Source organism: Mycobacterium sp. EPa45, assembly GCF_001021385.1.
Taxonomy (GTDB): domain Bacteria; phylum Actinomycetota; class Actinomycetes; order Mycobacteriales; family Mycobacteriaceae; genus Mycobacterium.
In genome coordinates this window covers 3986776-4002539 of sequence record NZ_CP011773.1, presented here as the reverse complement: position 1 = coordinate 4002539, position 15764 = coordinate 3986776, and the positions used below count along the sequence as shown (strand labels likewise).

Here is a 15764-nt window from a genome sequence, read left to right as displayed (position 1 = left end):
GGAGGCTGACGATCTTCTCGATGCGATTCGACATGCGGGCGCCCGCCTTCGGCGCACCTACGACGGACCTGTACACGGCTGCGATCGAGATGTCGGCGTGGGCCGAGGACCACGGCGGACTTGCGGCGGTGTTGTGTGAGCACCATGGATCCGAGGACGGGTATCTGCCGGTGCCGCTGATACTCGGGTCGGCGATCGCGGCGCGCACCGAACGGTTGCTGCTCACACTGGTGGTGATCTTGCCGCTCTACGATCCGGTCCGGCTGGCCGAGGAGATCGCGGTCCTCGACATCATCAGTAAGGGGCGCGCATCATACGTGTTCGGATTGGGCTACCGTCCAGAGGAATTCGAACATTTTGGACTCGACGTCAAGCACCGGGGCCGCCTCGCCGACGAGAAGCTTCCAGTGCTGCGAGCTCTGCTCGCCGACGGCGCCTCGCCGCCGCCGCACACTGCGGGTGGGCCGATGATGATGTGGGGCGGCGCGAGCCTGGCAGCGGCGCGGCGCGCGGGCCGGTACGGAATCGGCTTACTGGCCAACGGAACCGTCGACGGGATGCAGGAAGCCTACGAGGCGGCCTGCCGCGAGCATTCCCACGAACCCGGCCCCACCCTGCTGCCGCCATCGGATACGCCGACCGTCACGTTCGTCGCCGACGACCTCGACCGGGCATGGGACGAGATCGGCGCCTACCTGCTGCACGATGCGCAGATGTACGCGCAGTGGAACCCGGACAACGACATCTCGGCCGGTATCTCCAACGCCCACGACGTCGACGACCTCCGACACAACTTCCCCTCGCATCGCATCATCACCGTCGCCGATGCCGTCGAATCCATCCGCGCCGGTGAGCTTCTCAATCTATCGCCGTTGTGCGGCGGTATCCCACCGGACATCGCGTGGCCCTATTTGATGCGGGTCGGCGACAAGGTCCTTCCTGAAGCGCAACTGTCAACCGTAGGGAGCAATGAATGACCGGCGCGAGTGCCCTCGACCTGTACTACGACCCGTTCGATTTCGCGATCGACGACAATCCCTACCCGATCTGGAAGCGGATGCGGGACGAGGCCCCGCTCTATTACAACGAGAAGTACAACTTCTACGCGTTGAGCCGATACGACGACGTCAGCCGGGAGCTCCACAACTGGGAGACCTACCGGTCGGGTCGGGGTACCACGATCGACGTCATCATGAGCGGCCTCGAAGTGCCGCCCGGCGTCATCCTTTTCGAAGACCCGCCATTGCACGACCTGCATCGGCGGCTGCTGTCCAAGGTGTTCACGCCCCGGCGGATGGAAGCCATCGAAGACCTGGTGCGGCAGTTCTGCGTCCGGGCCCTGGATGCCCTGACCGGCGCGACGCAATTCGACGTCATCACCGATTTCGGTGCGCTGATCCCGATGCGGACCATCGGCTACCTGCTGGGCATTCCCGAAGAGGGGCAACAGCACATCCGGGACAGCACCAACGCCCAAATCGACCTCAAGGACGGCGATTTCCAATCGGTGTCGGCCGACGCGTTCGAGAACGCCTACCAGTTGTTCGCCGACTACATCGAATGGCGTGCCGAGCACCCGTCCGACGACCTGATGACGCAGCTGCTGAACGCGGAGGTCGAAGAGGACGGACAGCTCCGAGCGCTGACCCGCCTCGAGGTACTGACCTACACCAGCATGATCGCCGGGGCGGGCAACGAAACCACCACGCGCCTGATCGGTTTCATCGCCCAGATGCTGGCACAGCACCCGGATCAGAGACGTGAACTGGTCGCCGACCACTCCCTGATCCCCGGGGCGATCGAGGAAACGCTGCGCTACCAGGCGCCGTCACCGGTCCAGGCCCGCTACGTCGCGCGTGACGCCGAATGTCACGGCCGGCGCATTCCAGAGGGCTCGATCATGTTGCTGCTCAACGGTTCAGCCAACCGCGACGAGCGTCACTATCCGCGGGGCGAGGAATTCGACATTCACCGCACGGGTGCTCACCTGTCCTTCGGCCAGGGCCTGCACTTCTGCCTGGGTTCGTCGCTCGCGCGCATGCAGGCCCGAGTCGCCCTAGAGGAAATGCTCCGGCGCTGGCCGGAGTGGGAGGTCGATCTGGAGAACGCCGCAATGGCCCATACCTCCAGCGTTCGGGGCTGGGGCAAGCTCCCGATGATCGTCGGCTGATCTCAATCGCGGCGGGCGGCGACCCCGCGCAGTGACGTGTCGCGGACGTGGATGAGCGACGCCCGCGTCCCGAGCTCACGCAGGATGTTCTCCGGGATCCAGCCGACGCCGATGACGGCACGGGCGAGCATCTCGTTGGACGGACCGTCGATCGCGATCTCACCGGACCTGATGCCATCGGCCAGAAGCGTTTTCATCTGATCGACGCGCGTCGAGAAGAGCCAGCCGGGGTTGGGGGTGTCGGGCGGCGACTGCCGCATCCACGCCAATTGGATGCGGAACTCGTCGCCGAACCGGTCCAGGACGTTGGTATGGATCCACGACACCGCGTCGAGCTTCTCCAGCGGTGAGGAATCCGAGCGCAGGACAGCGGTCCACCCCGGTTCCATCTTCTCGCCGAACGCCCGCATGATGTCGGTCAGCAGTTGGTCTTTGGAGCCGATCAGCCGGTACACCGTTCCGGTTCCCACGCCAGCCGCGGCCGCGATGTCCCTGATCGACGTGAATTCATAACCCTTGCGCCCGAACTCGGCCCGGGCGACCGCCCTGATGCGGGCCGCATCGTCGTTCGGGTCGTCCGGTTCTTGCCAGGAGCGTACGACCTCATCGGCGGCGAGAAACGCCGCGGAGGCGTCGAGGTCGGCATCGCTGACGGGATGGGTAGCCAGGCCCTCCAGCAGGATCGTGCACAGCAGGGCGGCGACCTTATCGGGTCCCGCGTCGTTTCGGATGACGTCGAGACCGACGTGCAACATGGTCTGGACGAAGCGGTCGGCGAGAATCGAGATGTCGACGTTCGGCCCGATGTAGCCGCTCCACCGCGCGGCCCGCAGCGTCTGCAGAGCGGCTTGCAGTATGGCGCTCGGCTGTTGGCGGGCGAGTTCGGTCAGGTCCGGATCGGCGGACGGAAACTCGTAGAACGTCATCTGCAGCGCCGCGCGGTGGGTCACCGCACATTGGGCGATCGCCGAACCAAGGTCGACCAGGCGGTCGAAGGCTGACATCGAGCCGGGACCGTCGAGTCGGCTCTCGGCCTGCCGAGCGATCTCATTCAAATCGTCGTGGTAGTGCCGGAGGAGTTCGACGAGTATCGCTTCTTTGGATTCGAAGTGGTGATAGAGGCTTCCGGGCAGGATGCCGGCCGCATCCGCGATCTCCTGCAGCGAGGTCCGCAGTCCCGAGGCGGCGATCAGCGCGGCCGCGGACTGCAGTATGTCGCTGCGCCTGCTCACGGCACCTCCAATGCGGACCGGATATTTGGTAACGGTAGCAGAAGCAGGTGCTTTGTCATCGTTGACGGCTCGGGAGGGACTAGGTAGGGTCTGAACAAACGTTAGGTTTCGGGGTTCCGTCGTCAGTGGGGTTCATGTCATACGAAAGTGCCGCAGAACCGATCAAAATCGGATATCTGATGGACTTCAAGCTGTCCGACGACTATCCGCAGGATCGGCGCGACGACCTGACGATCCCGTTCGACATCGTTTTCGGTGAGGCCCTCGAGAGTGGGCAGATCGACCGTCCGGTGAAGATCGTCTACCGGGAGGTCGAAGGGCTGCCCAAGGGTTCGGTGAAGAACGTCATCGACGCCTACGCCGAACTGGTCGACGAGGGATGCCTGGCCATCTTCGGCCCGCACATAGGTGACAACGCGGTGGCGATTCGCGAGGACATCGTCGATCGGTTCAAAGTGCCGTGCCTCAGCGTGACCGGTTCCGACGATGCCCTCAGTGAATGGTTCTTCGCATTCCCGATGGGCTCGCACTACGACGAGCCGATCTTCTGGGCCGACCTGCTTGCCAAAGGTGGGCACACCCAGGTGGGTGTTCTCATGGAGCAGTCGCTGGTCGGCGAAGCCTATGTGAAGAACTTCCGGAAAGCCTGTTCCCGCAAGGGCCTTCGCATCGTCGCCGAGGCGGCGATCGCCCAGACCGCCCAAGACGTCACCGAGGCGGTCCGCACCCTCTACGATGCGAAAGCCGAGGCGATCGTGCACTGCGGCTTCGGCTTCGGGATCGTCATGCTGAATCCTGCGTTGGCCGAACTCGACTGGAATCCACCACGATTCGCCGGCACCGCGTGGCAGAACGCGTGGATCAACCCGGTGATGTGGAACGCCTTCATGGGCTGGACCGGGGTCGACCAGTACGACGAGGCCAACCCGGTGGGGCAACGCTTCCTGGACACGTTCAAGGAGAAGACCGGCCGCAGGCCGGAATGGTGTGTGCCGGTCGTCAACTGCGACGTCGCACGGACGCTGCTGCATGCGCTGTCCGATGCGCACCCGCTGAGCCCGCGTGGGGTCAAGGAGGCGCTGGAACGGGTGAAGATGATGCCCGCGGCGTCGGGGGCGCCCGGCACGCGGGTGTCGTTCGGCAACTGGACCAGGCGGGCGTGGATGGGAGCCGGGTATCTGGTCGCGCGCCAACTCGACGCCGACGGCTCGAACTCCCACCTGGTCGATCGATTCGGCGAGGAATGACAGGAGATAGCGGAAGTGACTGACAGCGCAGGCGTCCGGTTCGAGACCAAGATGATGATCGACGGCAAGCTCGTCGAGGGTCAGGCGGGCACTTTCACCAACATCAACCCGGCCACCGAGGAGGTGCTCGGTGAGGTCGCCGACGCGTCGCAGGCCGATATGCACCGCGCGATCGACGCCGCGCGGCGCGCCTTCGACGAGACGGATTGGTCGACGAATCATGCCTTCCGCCAACGGTGTCTGCTCCAGTTGCAGGAGGCGCTGGAGTCCGAGCAGGAGGAGCTGCGCGAGGAGCTGATCCTCGAGGTGGGCTGCCCGCGCGCCATCACCCACGGACCGCAGCTCGACGCGCCGCTGGCCGACGGGCTGCGCTACCCGGCCAAGCTGATCGACGAATACCCCTGGGAGACTTCGCTGGGTGACGCGGTGGTCTCGGTCACCGGCGTCAACACCACCCGCAAGGTCTGGCGGGAGCCGGTGGGTGTGGTCGGCGCGATCGTCCCGTGGAATTTTCCGTTCGAGGTCTCCATCCAGAAGATCGGCCAGGCGCTAGGGACGGGCAACACCGTTGTGCTGAAGCCGGCGCCCAACACGCCGTACAACGCGACCAGGCTGGGCCGGCTGATCGCCGAGAACACGGACATCCCACCCGGTGTGGTCAACGTAGTCACGGCTTCGGACCACTTCGTCGGCGAGGAGCTGACGTTGTCGCCGAAGGTCGACTTGATCTCGTTCACCGGCTCCACGGTCGTCGGGCAGCGAATCATGGAGAAGGGCGCCGCCACCATGAAGCGGCTGTTTCTTGAGCTGGGCGGCAAGTCGGCGACCATCGTGCTGGAGGACGCGGACTTCGCGCTCGGCTGCATGATGGGAATCGCCCCCTGCATGCACGCCGGCCAGGGCTGCGCCAACCCCACCCGGCTGCTGCTGCCGCGCTCCCGATACGAGGAGGGCGTGGAGATCCTGCGCGGCATCTACGAAGGCGTCTCAGCCGGTGACCCGCAAGACCCCGGCACGCTGTGCGGTCCGGTCATCTCCGACCGCCAGCGCAGCCGCATCCGCGGCTATATCCAGAAGGGTGTCGAGGAGGGCGCGACCCTGCTCGTCGGCGGTGCCGACGCGCCTGAGGGTATGGACAAGGGATTCTTCGTCAAGCCAACGCTGTTCGTGAACGTCGACAACTCGATGACGATCGCGCAGGAGGAGATCTTCGGCCCGGTCCTGTCGGTGATCCCCTTCGACGACGAGGACGATGCGGTGCGCATCGCCAATGACAGCCCGTACGGTCTTGCCGGAAATGTCATGGCGGGTTCACTCGACCGAGCGCTGTCGGTGGCCAGGCGGCTGCGCGCCGGGTTCATCGGCCTGAACGGCACCGCCGGTTACGGCGCCGACACCCCGTTCGGCGGCTATAAGGCGAGCGGAGTGGGGCGCCAGAACGGCATCGCCGGATTCGACCAATACACCGAAATCAAATCGGTTGCCTACCCAGCGAGTTGAGGAGTTCTTTGTTGTGACCGATTTCGATGTGGTGGACTTCTTCACCGACGAAACCCTCGTCCCCAATCCGTACCCCTACTTCGATCACCTACGGTCGAAGTGCCCGGTGACGCCGGCGACGGCCTTCAACGTGCTGGCGGTCACCGGATACGACGCGGCGCTCAGCGTGTACAAGAATCCGGCATTCTCGTCGTGCGTCTCGGTGGCCGGACCGTTCTCGGGTATGCCGATAACCCCGGGCGAGTCCGACGACGTCTCAGAGCTGATCGAGCAGCACTGCGCCAATGTGCCGATGGCCGAACACATCACGTCGCAGGATCCACCGCTGCACACCCGCACCCGCAGCCTGATGAACACGCTGATCACGCCCAAACGCCTCAAAGAAAACGAAGACTTCATGTGGCGGCTGGCCGATCAGCAACTCGACACTTTCCTGGCGAAGGGCGAGTGCGAGTTCCTCACCGACTACGCGAAACCGTTCTCGCTGTTGGTCATCGCAGACCTGCTCGGCGTACCGGCGGAGGACCACGAGGACTTCAAGTCCGTCTTCGCCAACGAGACCGTCGGCGAGCTCGGTAAGGACGCGCCGACGTCGCACAACCCGCTGGAGTGGCTCAACGAGCGGTTTTACCGCTACCTCGACGACCGCAGGCGCGCACCGCGCGAGGATGTGCTCACCGGGCTTGCGCTGGCGAAGTACGACGACGGGTCGACTCCCGATCTCGATGATGTGGTGAACCTGTCGACGTTCCTTTTCGCGGCCGGCAGTGAGACGACGACGAAGCTGGTGAGCTCGGCGGTCCGGTTCATCGGCGACAACCCGGGATTCGAGGAGATGTTGCGCCAGGACCGCAGCAAGATCCCGGCCTTCTGCGAAGAGACCTTGCGGATGGAGAGTCCGGTCAAGGCGCACTTCCGGATGGCGCGCACGAACACCACGATCGGCGACGTGGAGGTCCCGGCCGGAACGACGGTGATGCTGCTGCCCGGTGCCTGCAACCGGGACGCCGAGAAGTTCGAGAATCCCCACGAGTTTCACGCCGACCGGCCGAATGTGCGCGAGCACATCGCCTTCATCCGCGGCGCGCATTCCTGCCCGGGCGCGCCGCTGGCGCGGGCGGAAGGACGGATCTCGCTGAACCGCATCCTGGATCGTATGAAGGACATCACGATCTCGGAGTCCGATCACGGTCCCGCCGAGAACCGGCACTACACCTACGAGCCGACGTTCATCATGCGCGGACTCAGCGAACTGCACATCACATTCACGCCGGTCGACTAGCCCGGAGACAAGGAGCCCACAATGACCGGAAAGCTGGAAGGCAAAGTCGCTTTCATCACCGGAGCCGCCCGTGGCCAAGGCCGCGCGCATGCGATCGCGATGGCCCGGGAGGGCGCCGACATCATCGCGGTCGACATCTGCCGGGACATACCGTCGAACCCCTACCCGCTGGCCTCCCCGGACGACCTGGCCGAAACCGAGCGCTCGATCAAGGAGATCGGCCGCCAGGTGTTGGCCCGGGTGGCCGATGTCCGCGAACGCCACGAGCTGCGCGACGCGGTCGAGGCGGGTGTCGCTCAGTTCGGCAAGATCGACATCGTGGTCGCCAACGCCGGCATCCTGCCGATGGCGATGGGCCGCCCGCACGATGCGATGTCCTTCGTCGACGCCAGCGACGTCGACCTGCTCGGGGTGATGAACACCGTCGCGGTGACGGTGCCGCACCTGCCGAACGGCGCGTCGGTCATCATCACCGGTTCCACCGCAGGCATGATCCGGGGAACCACCGACAACCCGAACATGGGCCCCGGCGGTCGTGGCTACGGCTGGAGCAAGCGGGTGATCATCGAGTACGTCGAAGAGATGTCACTGGCGCTGGCCGACAAGATGATTCGCGTCAACGCCATACACCCGACGAACTGCAACACCCACCTGCTGCAGAACGACGGGATGTACAGCATGTTCCGGCCCGATCTGACCCAGGCGGGTCAGCAGGCCACCCGTGAGGATGCCGAGCCGTTGTTCACGATCTTCCAGGCGATGCCGATCCCGTACATCGAACCGGAGGATATGGCCAACCTCGGGGTGTTCCTCGCCAGCGACGACAGCCGCTACATCACCGGACAGCAGATTCGGGTCGATGCCGGCTCGCTGCTCAAGTGGCCCAACGGCCCGGGGTGACAGCGGTACTCAGCCGGGCCGGTGCAGGAAGCCGTGAAGGGTGGCCTGCACAAGCTCGTCGATGATCGCCTCGCGCGACGGAGGGTTACTGCCGAAGAACGTGGACCGCAGCGCCACCATGCCGACGATCATCGCGACGGTCGAGTGCGCGGGAAGATCCGGCTGGTTCGACCTCAGCCCGCGCAGGCTCATACCCTCGGCGCTGATCTGCCCGAGCACGCTCAGAGCCCGCCGGATATCGGCGATTCCGGCCGTCTCGATCTCCTCGTCGCTGAGTCCTTCGGAGGCGACCAGCGTGAGCACGAGGCCCTGATGCTCGACGAGCACGTCATACAGGGGGCCGATGAACTGGCGGGACAGTTCGGTCTCGTCCGTGTGGTCGGGATCGACGGACTGCCAGGTCTGGCGGAAGTCGTCGAGAGAGGTCGTGAACGGCACGACGAGCGCTTCGCGGAAAAGCCCGGCCTTCGAGCCGAAGTGGCGGAACATCAGATACTCAGTCACCCCGGCGGCTTCGGCGATCTCCCGCGTCGTGGTCGCGCGATAATCCTTGCGCGCGAACAACTCACGCGCGGCGGCGAGCAGGAGCCGACGCGCCTCACCGGCCGGCCGGCGAGCTGACGACGAATTCTTTTGAGGCACCGGGTTTCACCATAGTCGGCCCTTGACTACGCGAGTTCTAATAGTGTCCACTATTACAAAGGAAGGGTGCGGATATGGGAGCAGTAATCATGCTCGGCACACTGCTCGGGCTGATCGTGTTGATCTTCGGGTTGGTCATCTACTTCGACCCGGAAGCGCGCGATAGATGACCCCGGTGATGATCGCGGGCCAGACGTTCGCCTACGTCGGCGGGTTTGTGCTGCTGGCCGTTGGCATCTACCTGAGCGTGCGTCGCGGCCGCATCCACCCGCTGCTGCTGGTGTCGATCTCCGCGATCTCGTTCTCGTGGATCGAGGCGCCGTATGACTGGGCGATGTACGCGCAGTTCCCGCCCGCACTCCCACGCATGCCGTCGTGGTGGCCGATGAACATGACCTGGGGTGGCGGGCTGCCGTCGGCGGTGCCGATCGGGTACATCTCGTACTTCGTGTTCCCGGCATTGATCGGTGCGGCTCTCGGCCGTTGGCTGGTCAAGCGGTTCGGCTGGCGCAGGCCGCAGACCCTGCTGATCGCGGGCTTCGGCGTCGGGTTCAGCTGGGCACTGTTCTTCAACGCGGTCATCGGGGCCCAGCTCGGTGTCTTTTACTACGGCTACGTGATCCCCGGGCTGGCGATCTTCGAAGGCACCAAGCATCAGTACCCGATCTACGACTCGATCGCGATGGGCGTGCAGATGATGGTGTTCGCCTACTTGCTCGGCCGCACCGATGACCAGGGGCGCAACGTGATCGAGGCGTGGGCCGACAAGCGGTCGTCGAGCAAGGTCGGGTCGGCCGCGCTGTCGGTGGTGGCCGTCGTCATCGTCGGACACCTTCTGTACGGGGCGGTCTTCGCGCCGCACCTGGTGACGAAGCTGGGCGGCTACGTGACGGTTGGGCCCACCGAGCAACTGTTCCCCGGTGTGCCCAACCAGCCGCGATAGTTACGGCGCGTAGCAACGCTCGTCGTTGTTGACGTTGATCCAGCAGTTGGGGCTGATGAAGTGAGCGTTGGGACCCGGCACGTTCAGGACGCAGTTGGGTCCGTCGAGGTGGTAGCCGATTCCGCAGCCGTCGGCTGCGCTTGCGGTGGGGGCGAAGCCCAGGCCCAGGGCCAGCGCGCCGGCGGCGACGGCACTGGCGAAAAGTCCTGTGGCACGCTTCGAAATCTGTGCAGTCATCGTGTCCTCCGAATTGTCAGGTATGTGGTTGGTGGTCCGCCCTGGTTGAGCGAGGCACGAGAGGAATCGTGCGCCGGGTCAGATCGCTCGTCTGTCCGCCGAGTGGATGGTGAGCGGGACGAATTGTGGATCCACCGATCGGGGGACGCTCGGGGTGCGCGCGCAGCCGCCGTCGAACGATGACGAAGGGGACCGTCCAGCCCAGCCATCCGCCCAGGCCGGCGATGAACCACACGTAGTGCCCCGTGTTACCGTCAAAGATGCTGTGCTGCAACGGGTGTAGCGCAATAAAAAGGGCCGGAGTCCAGATCCGGTTGGTGATGATGGACAGCGCCAGGGTGGCGCTGAGGGCCATGTGCCGGCGGTGGTCGTCGAACCGACGCCGCCGGGCGGCGAGGTAGCCGTTGATCGTGAATGACAGCCACAGGGTGGCCAGGACGACATTGCTCCCGGCGAGGAACGGTCCGAACGGGGTCGACGCCCCGATGATGAGCGCGCAGACCGCCGCAGGGATGGCGGCGGCCACGTACACGCGACCGCAACGGCGGTGCAAGGCCGGCCGCCGGGTGCGCAAGCCGGGCCAGATCTGCACCAGGGCTGTCACCATCGCGACGGCGGCGAACATCACGTGGGCGACCAGCAACGGGTAATGCAGCCCGAATGTGGCCGGCACCCGGGTGTGGCCGGTGAAATAGGGCGGCAGGGAGAAGGCGAGGAAGGCCACGGCAACCACGGCAAGCGCGGTGGGCAGAGCAACGGACCGCTTTGCGTATGTCATACGCAAAGCGTACGGTATACGCATTCGTGATGTGGGTCGTTTACGCTGATTGCGATGTCCGACCAGACTGTGCCCGACGCACTTGCCGAGTTGTGGCGTGAGCCCGCTCCGACCCGGCGGGCCGGCGGGCTCAGCCGCGCGCGCATCGTCGCGTCAGCCATCGATATGGCCGACAGGGACGGCCTGGGTGCGGTCTCGATGGCGAAGCTCGCGGAGCGGCTGGGTTGCGGCACGATGTCGCTGTACCGGCATATCGCCAACAAGGAGCAGTTGATCGCCTTCATGCTGTCCGCGGCACCCGGACCGCCTCCGGCCACCGTTGCCGGCGCGGATTGGCGCGATGCCCTGCAAACCTGGGCCTCGGGTTTGTGGGATGTCTATCGCACGCATCCGTGGGTGCTCGCGGCGTCGGCTGCCGGGCCTCCAGTCGACCCGGGGCAGTTGGCGTGGCTCGACGCCGGTCTGGCCACACTGCAGAACACCGGGATGGTCGAAAGCGACAAGCTGGCCGGGGTTTTGGCGGTGTTGCATTTCGTGCGCGGCGCCGCGGCCCTGGCGATCGAAGCGCCCACCGAGGGCCCCGACTATCCCGGTCTGCTGCGCAGCGTCATAGACAGGGATCGGTTTCCCGCGCTGGCCTCCGCGCTCGAAGCGGGAGCCTTCGATGACGACGGCGACGAGAGCTATGCCGATGCGTTTCGCTCCGGGTTGAGCCAGCTACTCGACGGCCTGTCGCTGAAACTCTGAGGAAATCCCCCCATTCGTGACGGGACCGGCAAATACTGGAGGGCGAACGACAGGGGGGCGCCATGCGTACAGCGGCGTATATCGGGGGAATCGGTGGATTCGCGGTGGCACTGGGTGTCGGCGCCGCGGTCACCGCGGGCTGTGGAGTGGCGTCGGCCGACTCGACGGACGCGGGATCGTCGGCGACGCACTCATCGTCAGCCCGCTCGGCCGTCGGTCACGCGCAGCGAGCAAAACCCAAGGCCACCGCCGCATCCCGGCAGCGCGTAGCGGCGGCGACTCCAAAGCCGCCGAACTCGTTGGTGATCAAGCAAACTCAAGCGGCGACGACGCAGGTGAGTGCGGCTGCGGTCGTCACGTCACCGGTCACGACCAAGGTCGGCTGGGTGACCGGACCCACCACCTCGACGCCGAGCCGATTCGGCATCTATGGCACCGACGTGGGCATCATGTGGGACAACGGCATGACCGGTGACCGGCGCCAGGTCCTGATGATGTTCGGCGACACGTTCAGCGGCCCGAGTATGTCGGGAAATTGGCGTTCCAACGTTCTGCTGCGCACCACCGATCCGATCAACCGCGTCTTCGCTCCAGGTTCGACCACCGACCCGTTCGCGGGGTCGCCGTTGATGTCACCGGGAATGTCCAAGCAGGCGATCGCCGGCAGCGCGCGCAACCTCGGCTTCTTCGGCTCACAGGTGACGGTCATCCCGACCGCGGCAATCTCAGTGCCTTACGACAACCAATACGGCGCAAGGCAATACGTGAACTTCATGTCGGTTCGATCTTGGGATTTCGGTGGTGCGTGGACCACCAACTACTCCGCGCTCGCCTACTCCGACGACAATGGCCAGAACTGGACCGTCGCGCCACAGACCATCCGGGCGGCCAGCTGGCTGCGCTCGTCCACTCCATTTGTCTACGGGAATCAGAACTTTCAGCAGGGTGCCTTCGTCAAACCGCCCACTGATTCGCCAGACGCGGGATACGTGTTCTCGTACGGCACACCCTCGGGCCGGTTCGGTTCGGCATACGTCTCGCGGGTCAGAGAAGCCGACATTCTCGATCTGACGAAATACGAGTACTGGGACGGTGATACCTGGGCGGCCAATAACCCGAACGCGGCGGTTCCCATCCTGCCCGCCCGCGGCAACCAGTACGCGGGCGGGTTCCTCGGGCAGCTGGGCCTGTTGTTCGGCGGCTGGGTGGCGGGGCTGTTCGGGGTGGGCGGACCCAACGGCCACGTCAGCGAGTTGTCGGTGCAGTACAACACCTATCTCAACAAGTATGTGGCGATGTACTCAGACGGTGTCGGCAGCGTGGTGATCCGTACCGCCGACTCCCCGCAGGGCACCTGGTCGGACGCCACCACGCTGGTGACGTCGCTGCAGTACCCAGGGCTGTACGCGCCGATGATGGATCCGTGGTCGACCGGCCAGGACGTCTACTGGAACTTGTCGCAGTGGGGCAGCTACAACGTGCTGCTGATGAAGACGACGTTGGGGGCGGCTGCGATTCAGGCGTGAGCGGGCGGTGCAAAGAACTCCAGCGTGATGCCGTCGGGGTCGCGGAAGCTCAGCCCGGAACCGTAGTGCGCGTCGACAATTCCGCCATGCGCCAGCCCCAGTTCTTCGAGCCGAGCCTGCCAGCGTTCGAGCTCGGCGCGATCAGCGACACCGAACCCGACGTGGTCCAGCCCGACATTGTGCTCGCTGAACGGCTGGTCTGACGGGGCGGTGGTGTGCTGATGCAACCCGAACAGCGTGCCGTTCTCGAGCAGGAACACCGAGTGGTGGAAGCCGGCGTCGGTGTCCTCGTCGAGCACTGGATCCGAACCGATCAGCGCTCGGTACCAGGGCACGCTGACCGATAGGTCACGCACCGTGACTGCGACGTGGGCGAGGGTGGGAAAGGTCATGGCGCATCCTTGTCTTCGATTTTGAGTAGCCGACTACTTACGGCGGCTGCATTCGGCGCACCTACGGTCCGATTATGTCCGACACCAATCCGTCGGGGGGCGCGAATCAGGAGGGTGGAAATGACTGTAAAAGCTGCGTACTTGGTGAAGAAGTCGCTCGTGGCAATATCGGCGATCGGCGTGACCGGTTTGGGTCTGTTCGTCGGTTCGGCAACGGCAGCTGCCGATGGGCACGACGTGGTCAACCCCGATGCAACGTTGGGGGCCGCCGATGTGAACAACAGCTACGGCACCGACTGGGTTCCGGCGGTCCACTCGCGCATCACGTCTTCTTTTGGGCCCGGCAGCAATTCGCCGACTTCGTCGTATCCGGCCGGCGGATCGTATCCGGCGCCTAGTTCGTATCCGGCCACGCCATCATGGCCGGACAACAGCTGGGGTGTCGCCGACGGCGCTTAGCAGCACGACTGGTGCGCGTGGCCGGCCAGGTGGGCATGCGGCCCAGGATCGGTACCGCTGATCGCTCCGACGAAGGTGCTCAGGTCGATGCGCTCGCCGCTGAGCCACGTCCCGCCGACGCCGGCTTTCTCGGCCAGCTGTGCGGGGTCCACCGCGTAGGGGTCGGCGGCCAGCTCGGTGAAATCAGCGAGCTTGCCGATCTCGAGTGAGCCGATGAGCTTGTCCCGGTGCAAGGTTCGGGCGGCATCGATGGTGTGGGCGCGCAATGCTTGATCGAGGGTGATGCGTTGGTCGGCACCGTGGACGGTGCCGGCCCGAGTCCGCCGGGTCACCGCCGTCTGGATGTTGAGCACCGGTGTCGGTGGCGAGACCGACCCGTCGTTGTGCAGCGAGACCACTGCCCCGGAGGCCACCGCGTCGGCGAAGGCCGCCCACTGGCTGCCGTGCTCGTGGTCGAAGATCTGTCCGTCCAGCAGATCGCCCCAGTAGTAGTACTGGAACGGCGCCATCGACACGTGGACACCAAGGCGTGCGGCCCGGTCGAACTGCCGGCGGGTGCCCGCTCCGAGATGTTCCAGACGCCAACGATGGTCGCTGCCTTGCAGATTGTGCCGGTGCAGCGCCCCCTCGTAGGCGTCCAGCGCCAGTTCGACGGCCAGGTCGCCGTTGGCGTGGAAGGCCATCTGCCAACCGGTGGGGGCCGCGACGTCGAGGACGGCGTCGAGTTGGTCCAGGCCGTAGTTCATCGACTGCGGCCCGCCGGCCACCGCGGGGTCGATGCCGGCGGTTCGCGTCGCCTCGGTGCTCAGGTAGGGAAACGAGATCGCGATGTTGCCGATCCAGGGTGAGCCGTCGGTCCAGAGCTTGACGCCCTGCTTGACCAGTAATTGCTCTGCGACAGCGAAGCTTTCCGTGGCGTTGTAGGTGTCGGTGGTCGACATCTCCCACATGCTGACCCGCAGTGGGCAGGACGGCGCGGCGGCCAGCGCCTCGTAGGCGCTTTTGAACTTCGGGTCGTACGTCATGTCCGAGGTGGACGTGTAGCCGCCGCGAGACATCCAGGCGTAGTACTCGGCGGCACTGACCAGCGGGTTGCCCAGTTGAGCCAGCACCGGCCCGGCGACGGCGAGCAGCACCGCCGTCTCGAACCCCTGGCCGTCGAGGCTGCCGTCCGGATTCCGGCCGAAATGAGCGCCGACGGGATCGGCGGGCGGATTGACGTCCCAGCCCCGCTGTTTCATCAATGCGGTGTTGAAATACACGCCGTGGCCGGAGTTGTCGGTGACCACGGCGAGCCGTTCGCCGAAGATGCGGTCGAGTTCGGGGGCCTTCGGCGAGGGGCGCTTGTGCAGCAGCGCGTCGAACCCTGCGAACAACAACGGAACGTCCGGATCGGTGTTTGCCTTCGCATCGGCGAAGATTGCTTCGGCGTCCGACCAGGCCGGTGCGTCCCACGGCGCGATGGAACGGGCCGGCGGCTGGGTGGCAATCCCGCTCATCACCGGATGACTGTGTGGTTCAACCAATCCCGGTAGCAGCGCCGCCGCGCCGGTGTCGATGATCTCGGCGTCGGGGCATCCCGCCTGACACTGCGCCAGCGACCCCACCGCTACGATGAGCCCGTCGTCCACCGCGACGGCCTCCGCCCGCGGCTGGTCGGGATTCATGGTGATGACCGTTCCGGCGGTGAGGATCTTCCTCGACATGTT

16 protein-coding genes are annotated in these 15764 nt (G+C 65.3%); 10 read left to right on the top strand and 6 right to left on the bottom strand.

Annotated elements, in window-relative coordinates; all coding sequences use genetic code 11:
- Window positions 1-11 precede the first annotated feature (11 nt).
- Window positions 12-977 (top strand): LLM class flavin-dependent oxidoreductase, encoded by a 966-nt coding sequence (locus AB431_RS19165; RefSeq protein WP_047331264.1) that lies wholly within the window; start codon window positions 12-14, stop codon window positions 975-977.
- Window positions 974-2170 carry a cytochrome P450 gene (locus AB431_RS19160; RefSeq protein ID WP_047331263.1) on the top strand — a complete coding sequence of 399 codons (1197 nt, stop codon included), beginning with the start codon at window positions 974-976 and terminating at the stop codon, window positions 2168-2170. Before AB431_RS19165 ends, AB431_RS19160 begins: the two co-directional genes overlap by 4 nt.
- 2 nt (window positions 2171-2172) lie before the next feature.
- Here AB431_RS19160 and AB431_RS19155 read toward each other — a convergent pair whose 3' ends face one another.
- Window positions 2173-3402, bottom strand: a complete 1230-nt coding sequence (locus AB431_RS19155) for a TetR/AcrR family transcriptional regulator (RefSeq protein WP_047331262.1) — start codon at window positions 3400-3402, stop codon at window positions 2173-2175.
- Between the two features lie 134 nt (window positions 3403-3536).
- On the opposite strand from AB431_RS19155, the gene AB431_RS19150 reads away from it, so the two are divergent.
- Genes AB431_RS19150 through AB431_RS19135 form a run of 4 tightly spaced genes read left to right on the top strand, consistent with a single transcriptional unit; the run spans window position 3537 to window position 8331 of the window.
- Window positions 3537-4649 carry an ABC transporter substrate-binding protein gene (locus AB431_RS19150; protein ID WP_047333593.1) on the top strand — a complete coding sequence of 371 codons (1113 nt, stop codon included), beginning with the start codon at window positions 3537-3539 and terminating at the stop codon, window positions 4647-4649.
- 51 nt (window positions 4650-4700) lie between these two features.
- On the top strand, window positions 4701-6149 hold the full coding sequence (locus tag AB431_RS19145) for an aldehyde dehydrogenase family protein (RefSeq protein WP_047333592.1): 1449 nt from the start codon (window positions 4701-4703) through the stop codon (window positions 6147-6149).
- Window positions 6150-6162: 13 nt separating this feature from the next.
- A complete protein-coding gene (locus AB431_RS19140) occupies window positions 6163-7431 on the top strand; it encodes a cytochrome P450 (RefSeq protein WP_047331261.1) in 1269 nt (422 codons plus the stop codon).
- 21 nt (window positions 7432-7452) lie between these two features.
- Entirely contained in the window at window positions 7453-8331 is an 879-nt protein-coding gene (locus AB431_RS19135) for a mycofactocin-coupled SDR family oxidoreductase (protein ID WP_047331260.1), read from the top strand.
- A 9-nt stretch (window positions 8332-8340) separates the two neighbouring features.
- Here AB431_RS19135 and AB431_RS19130 read toward each other — a convergent pair whose 3' ends face one another.
- The gene (locus AB431_RS19130; protein ID WP_047331259.1) at window positions 8341-8973 is read right to left on the bottom strand and encodes a TetR/AcrR family transcriptional regulator; all 633 of its coding nucleotides are present in this window, start codon (window positions 8971-8973) and stop codon (window positions 8341-8343) included.
- 166 nt (window positions 8974-9139) lie between these two features.
- Between AB431_RS19130 and AB431_RS19125 the strand changes: the two genes are divergently transcribed.
- Window positions 9140-9916, top strand: coding sequence for a spirocyclase AveC family protein (locus tag AB431_RS19125; RefSeq protein WP_047331258.1), 777 nt, complete (start codon window positions 9140-9142; stop codon window positions 9914-9916).
- Here AB431_RS19125 and AB431_RS19120 read toward each other — a convergent pair whose 3' ends face one another.
- Window positions 9917-10153: a hypothetical protein gene (locus tag AB431_RS19120; protein ID WP_096311731.1), complete on the bottom strand. Its 237-nt coding sequence runs from the start codon at window positions 10151-10153 to the stop codon at window positions 9917-9919.
- Window positions 10154-10169: 16 nt separating this feature from the next.
- The gene (locus AB431_RS19115; protein WP_082135741.1) at window positions 10170-10931 is read right to left on the bottom strand and encodes a DUF2306 domain-containing protein; all 762 of its coding nucleotides are present in this window, start codon (window positions 10929-10931) and stop codon (window positions 10170-10172) included.
- Window positions 10932-10985: 54 nt separating this feature from the next.
- Between AB431_RS19115 and AB431_RS19110 the strand changes: the two genes are divergently transcribed.
- Together AB431_RS19110 and AB431_RS19105 are read left to right on the top strand one after the other, a co-directional pair.
- Complete coding sequence (locus tag AB431_RS19110) at window positions 10986-11678, top strand: TetR/AcrR family transcriptional regulator (protein WP_047331257.1); 693 nt, start codon at window positions 10986-10988, stop codon at window positions 11676-11678.
- Between the two features lie 62 nt (window positions 11679-11740).
- Window positions 11741-13204, top strand: a complete 1464-nt coding sequence (locus tag AB431_RS19105; protein WP_052960327.1) for a DUF4185 domain-containing protein — start codon at window positions 11741-11743, stop codon at window positions 13202-13204.
- Here the strand turns inward: AB431_RS19105 and AB431_RS19100 are convergent.
- Window positions 13195-13596 carry a VOC family protein gene (locus AB431_RS19100; protein ID WP_047331256.1) on the bottom strand — a complete coding sequence of 134 codons (402 nt, stop codon included), beginning with the start codon at window positions 13594-13596 and terminating at the stop codon, window positions 13195-13197. The genes AB431_RS19105 and AB431_RS19100 overlap by 10 nt on opposite strands.
- 120 nt (window positions 13597-13716) lie before the next feature.
- On the opposite strand from AB431_RS19100, the gene AB431_RS19095 reads away from it, so the two are divergent.
- Window positions 13717-14055, top strand: a complete 339-nt coding sequence (locus AB431_RS19095; protein WP_144418311.1) for a hypothetical protein — start codon at window positions 13717-13719, stop codon at window positions 14053-14055.
- On the opposite strand, the gene AB431_RS19090 is transcribed toward AB431_RS19095, so the two are convergent.
- On the bottom strand, window positions 14052-15761 hold the full coding sequence (locus AB431_RS19090; RefSeq protein WP_047331254.1) for an amidohydrolase: 1710 nt from the start codon (window positions 15759-15761) through the stop codon (window positions 14052-14054). The two genes, AB431_RS19095 and AB431_RS19090, sit on opposite strands and share 4 nt — an antisense overlap.
- Window positions 15762-15764 lie beyond the last annotated feature (3 nt).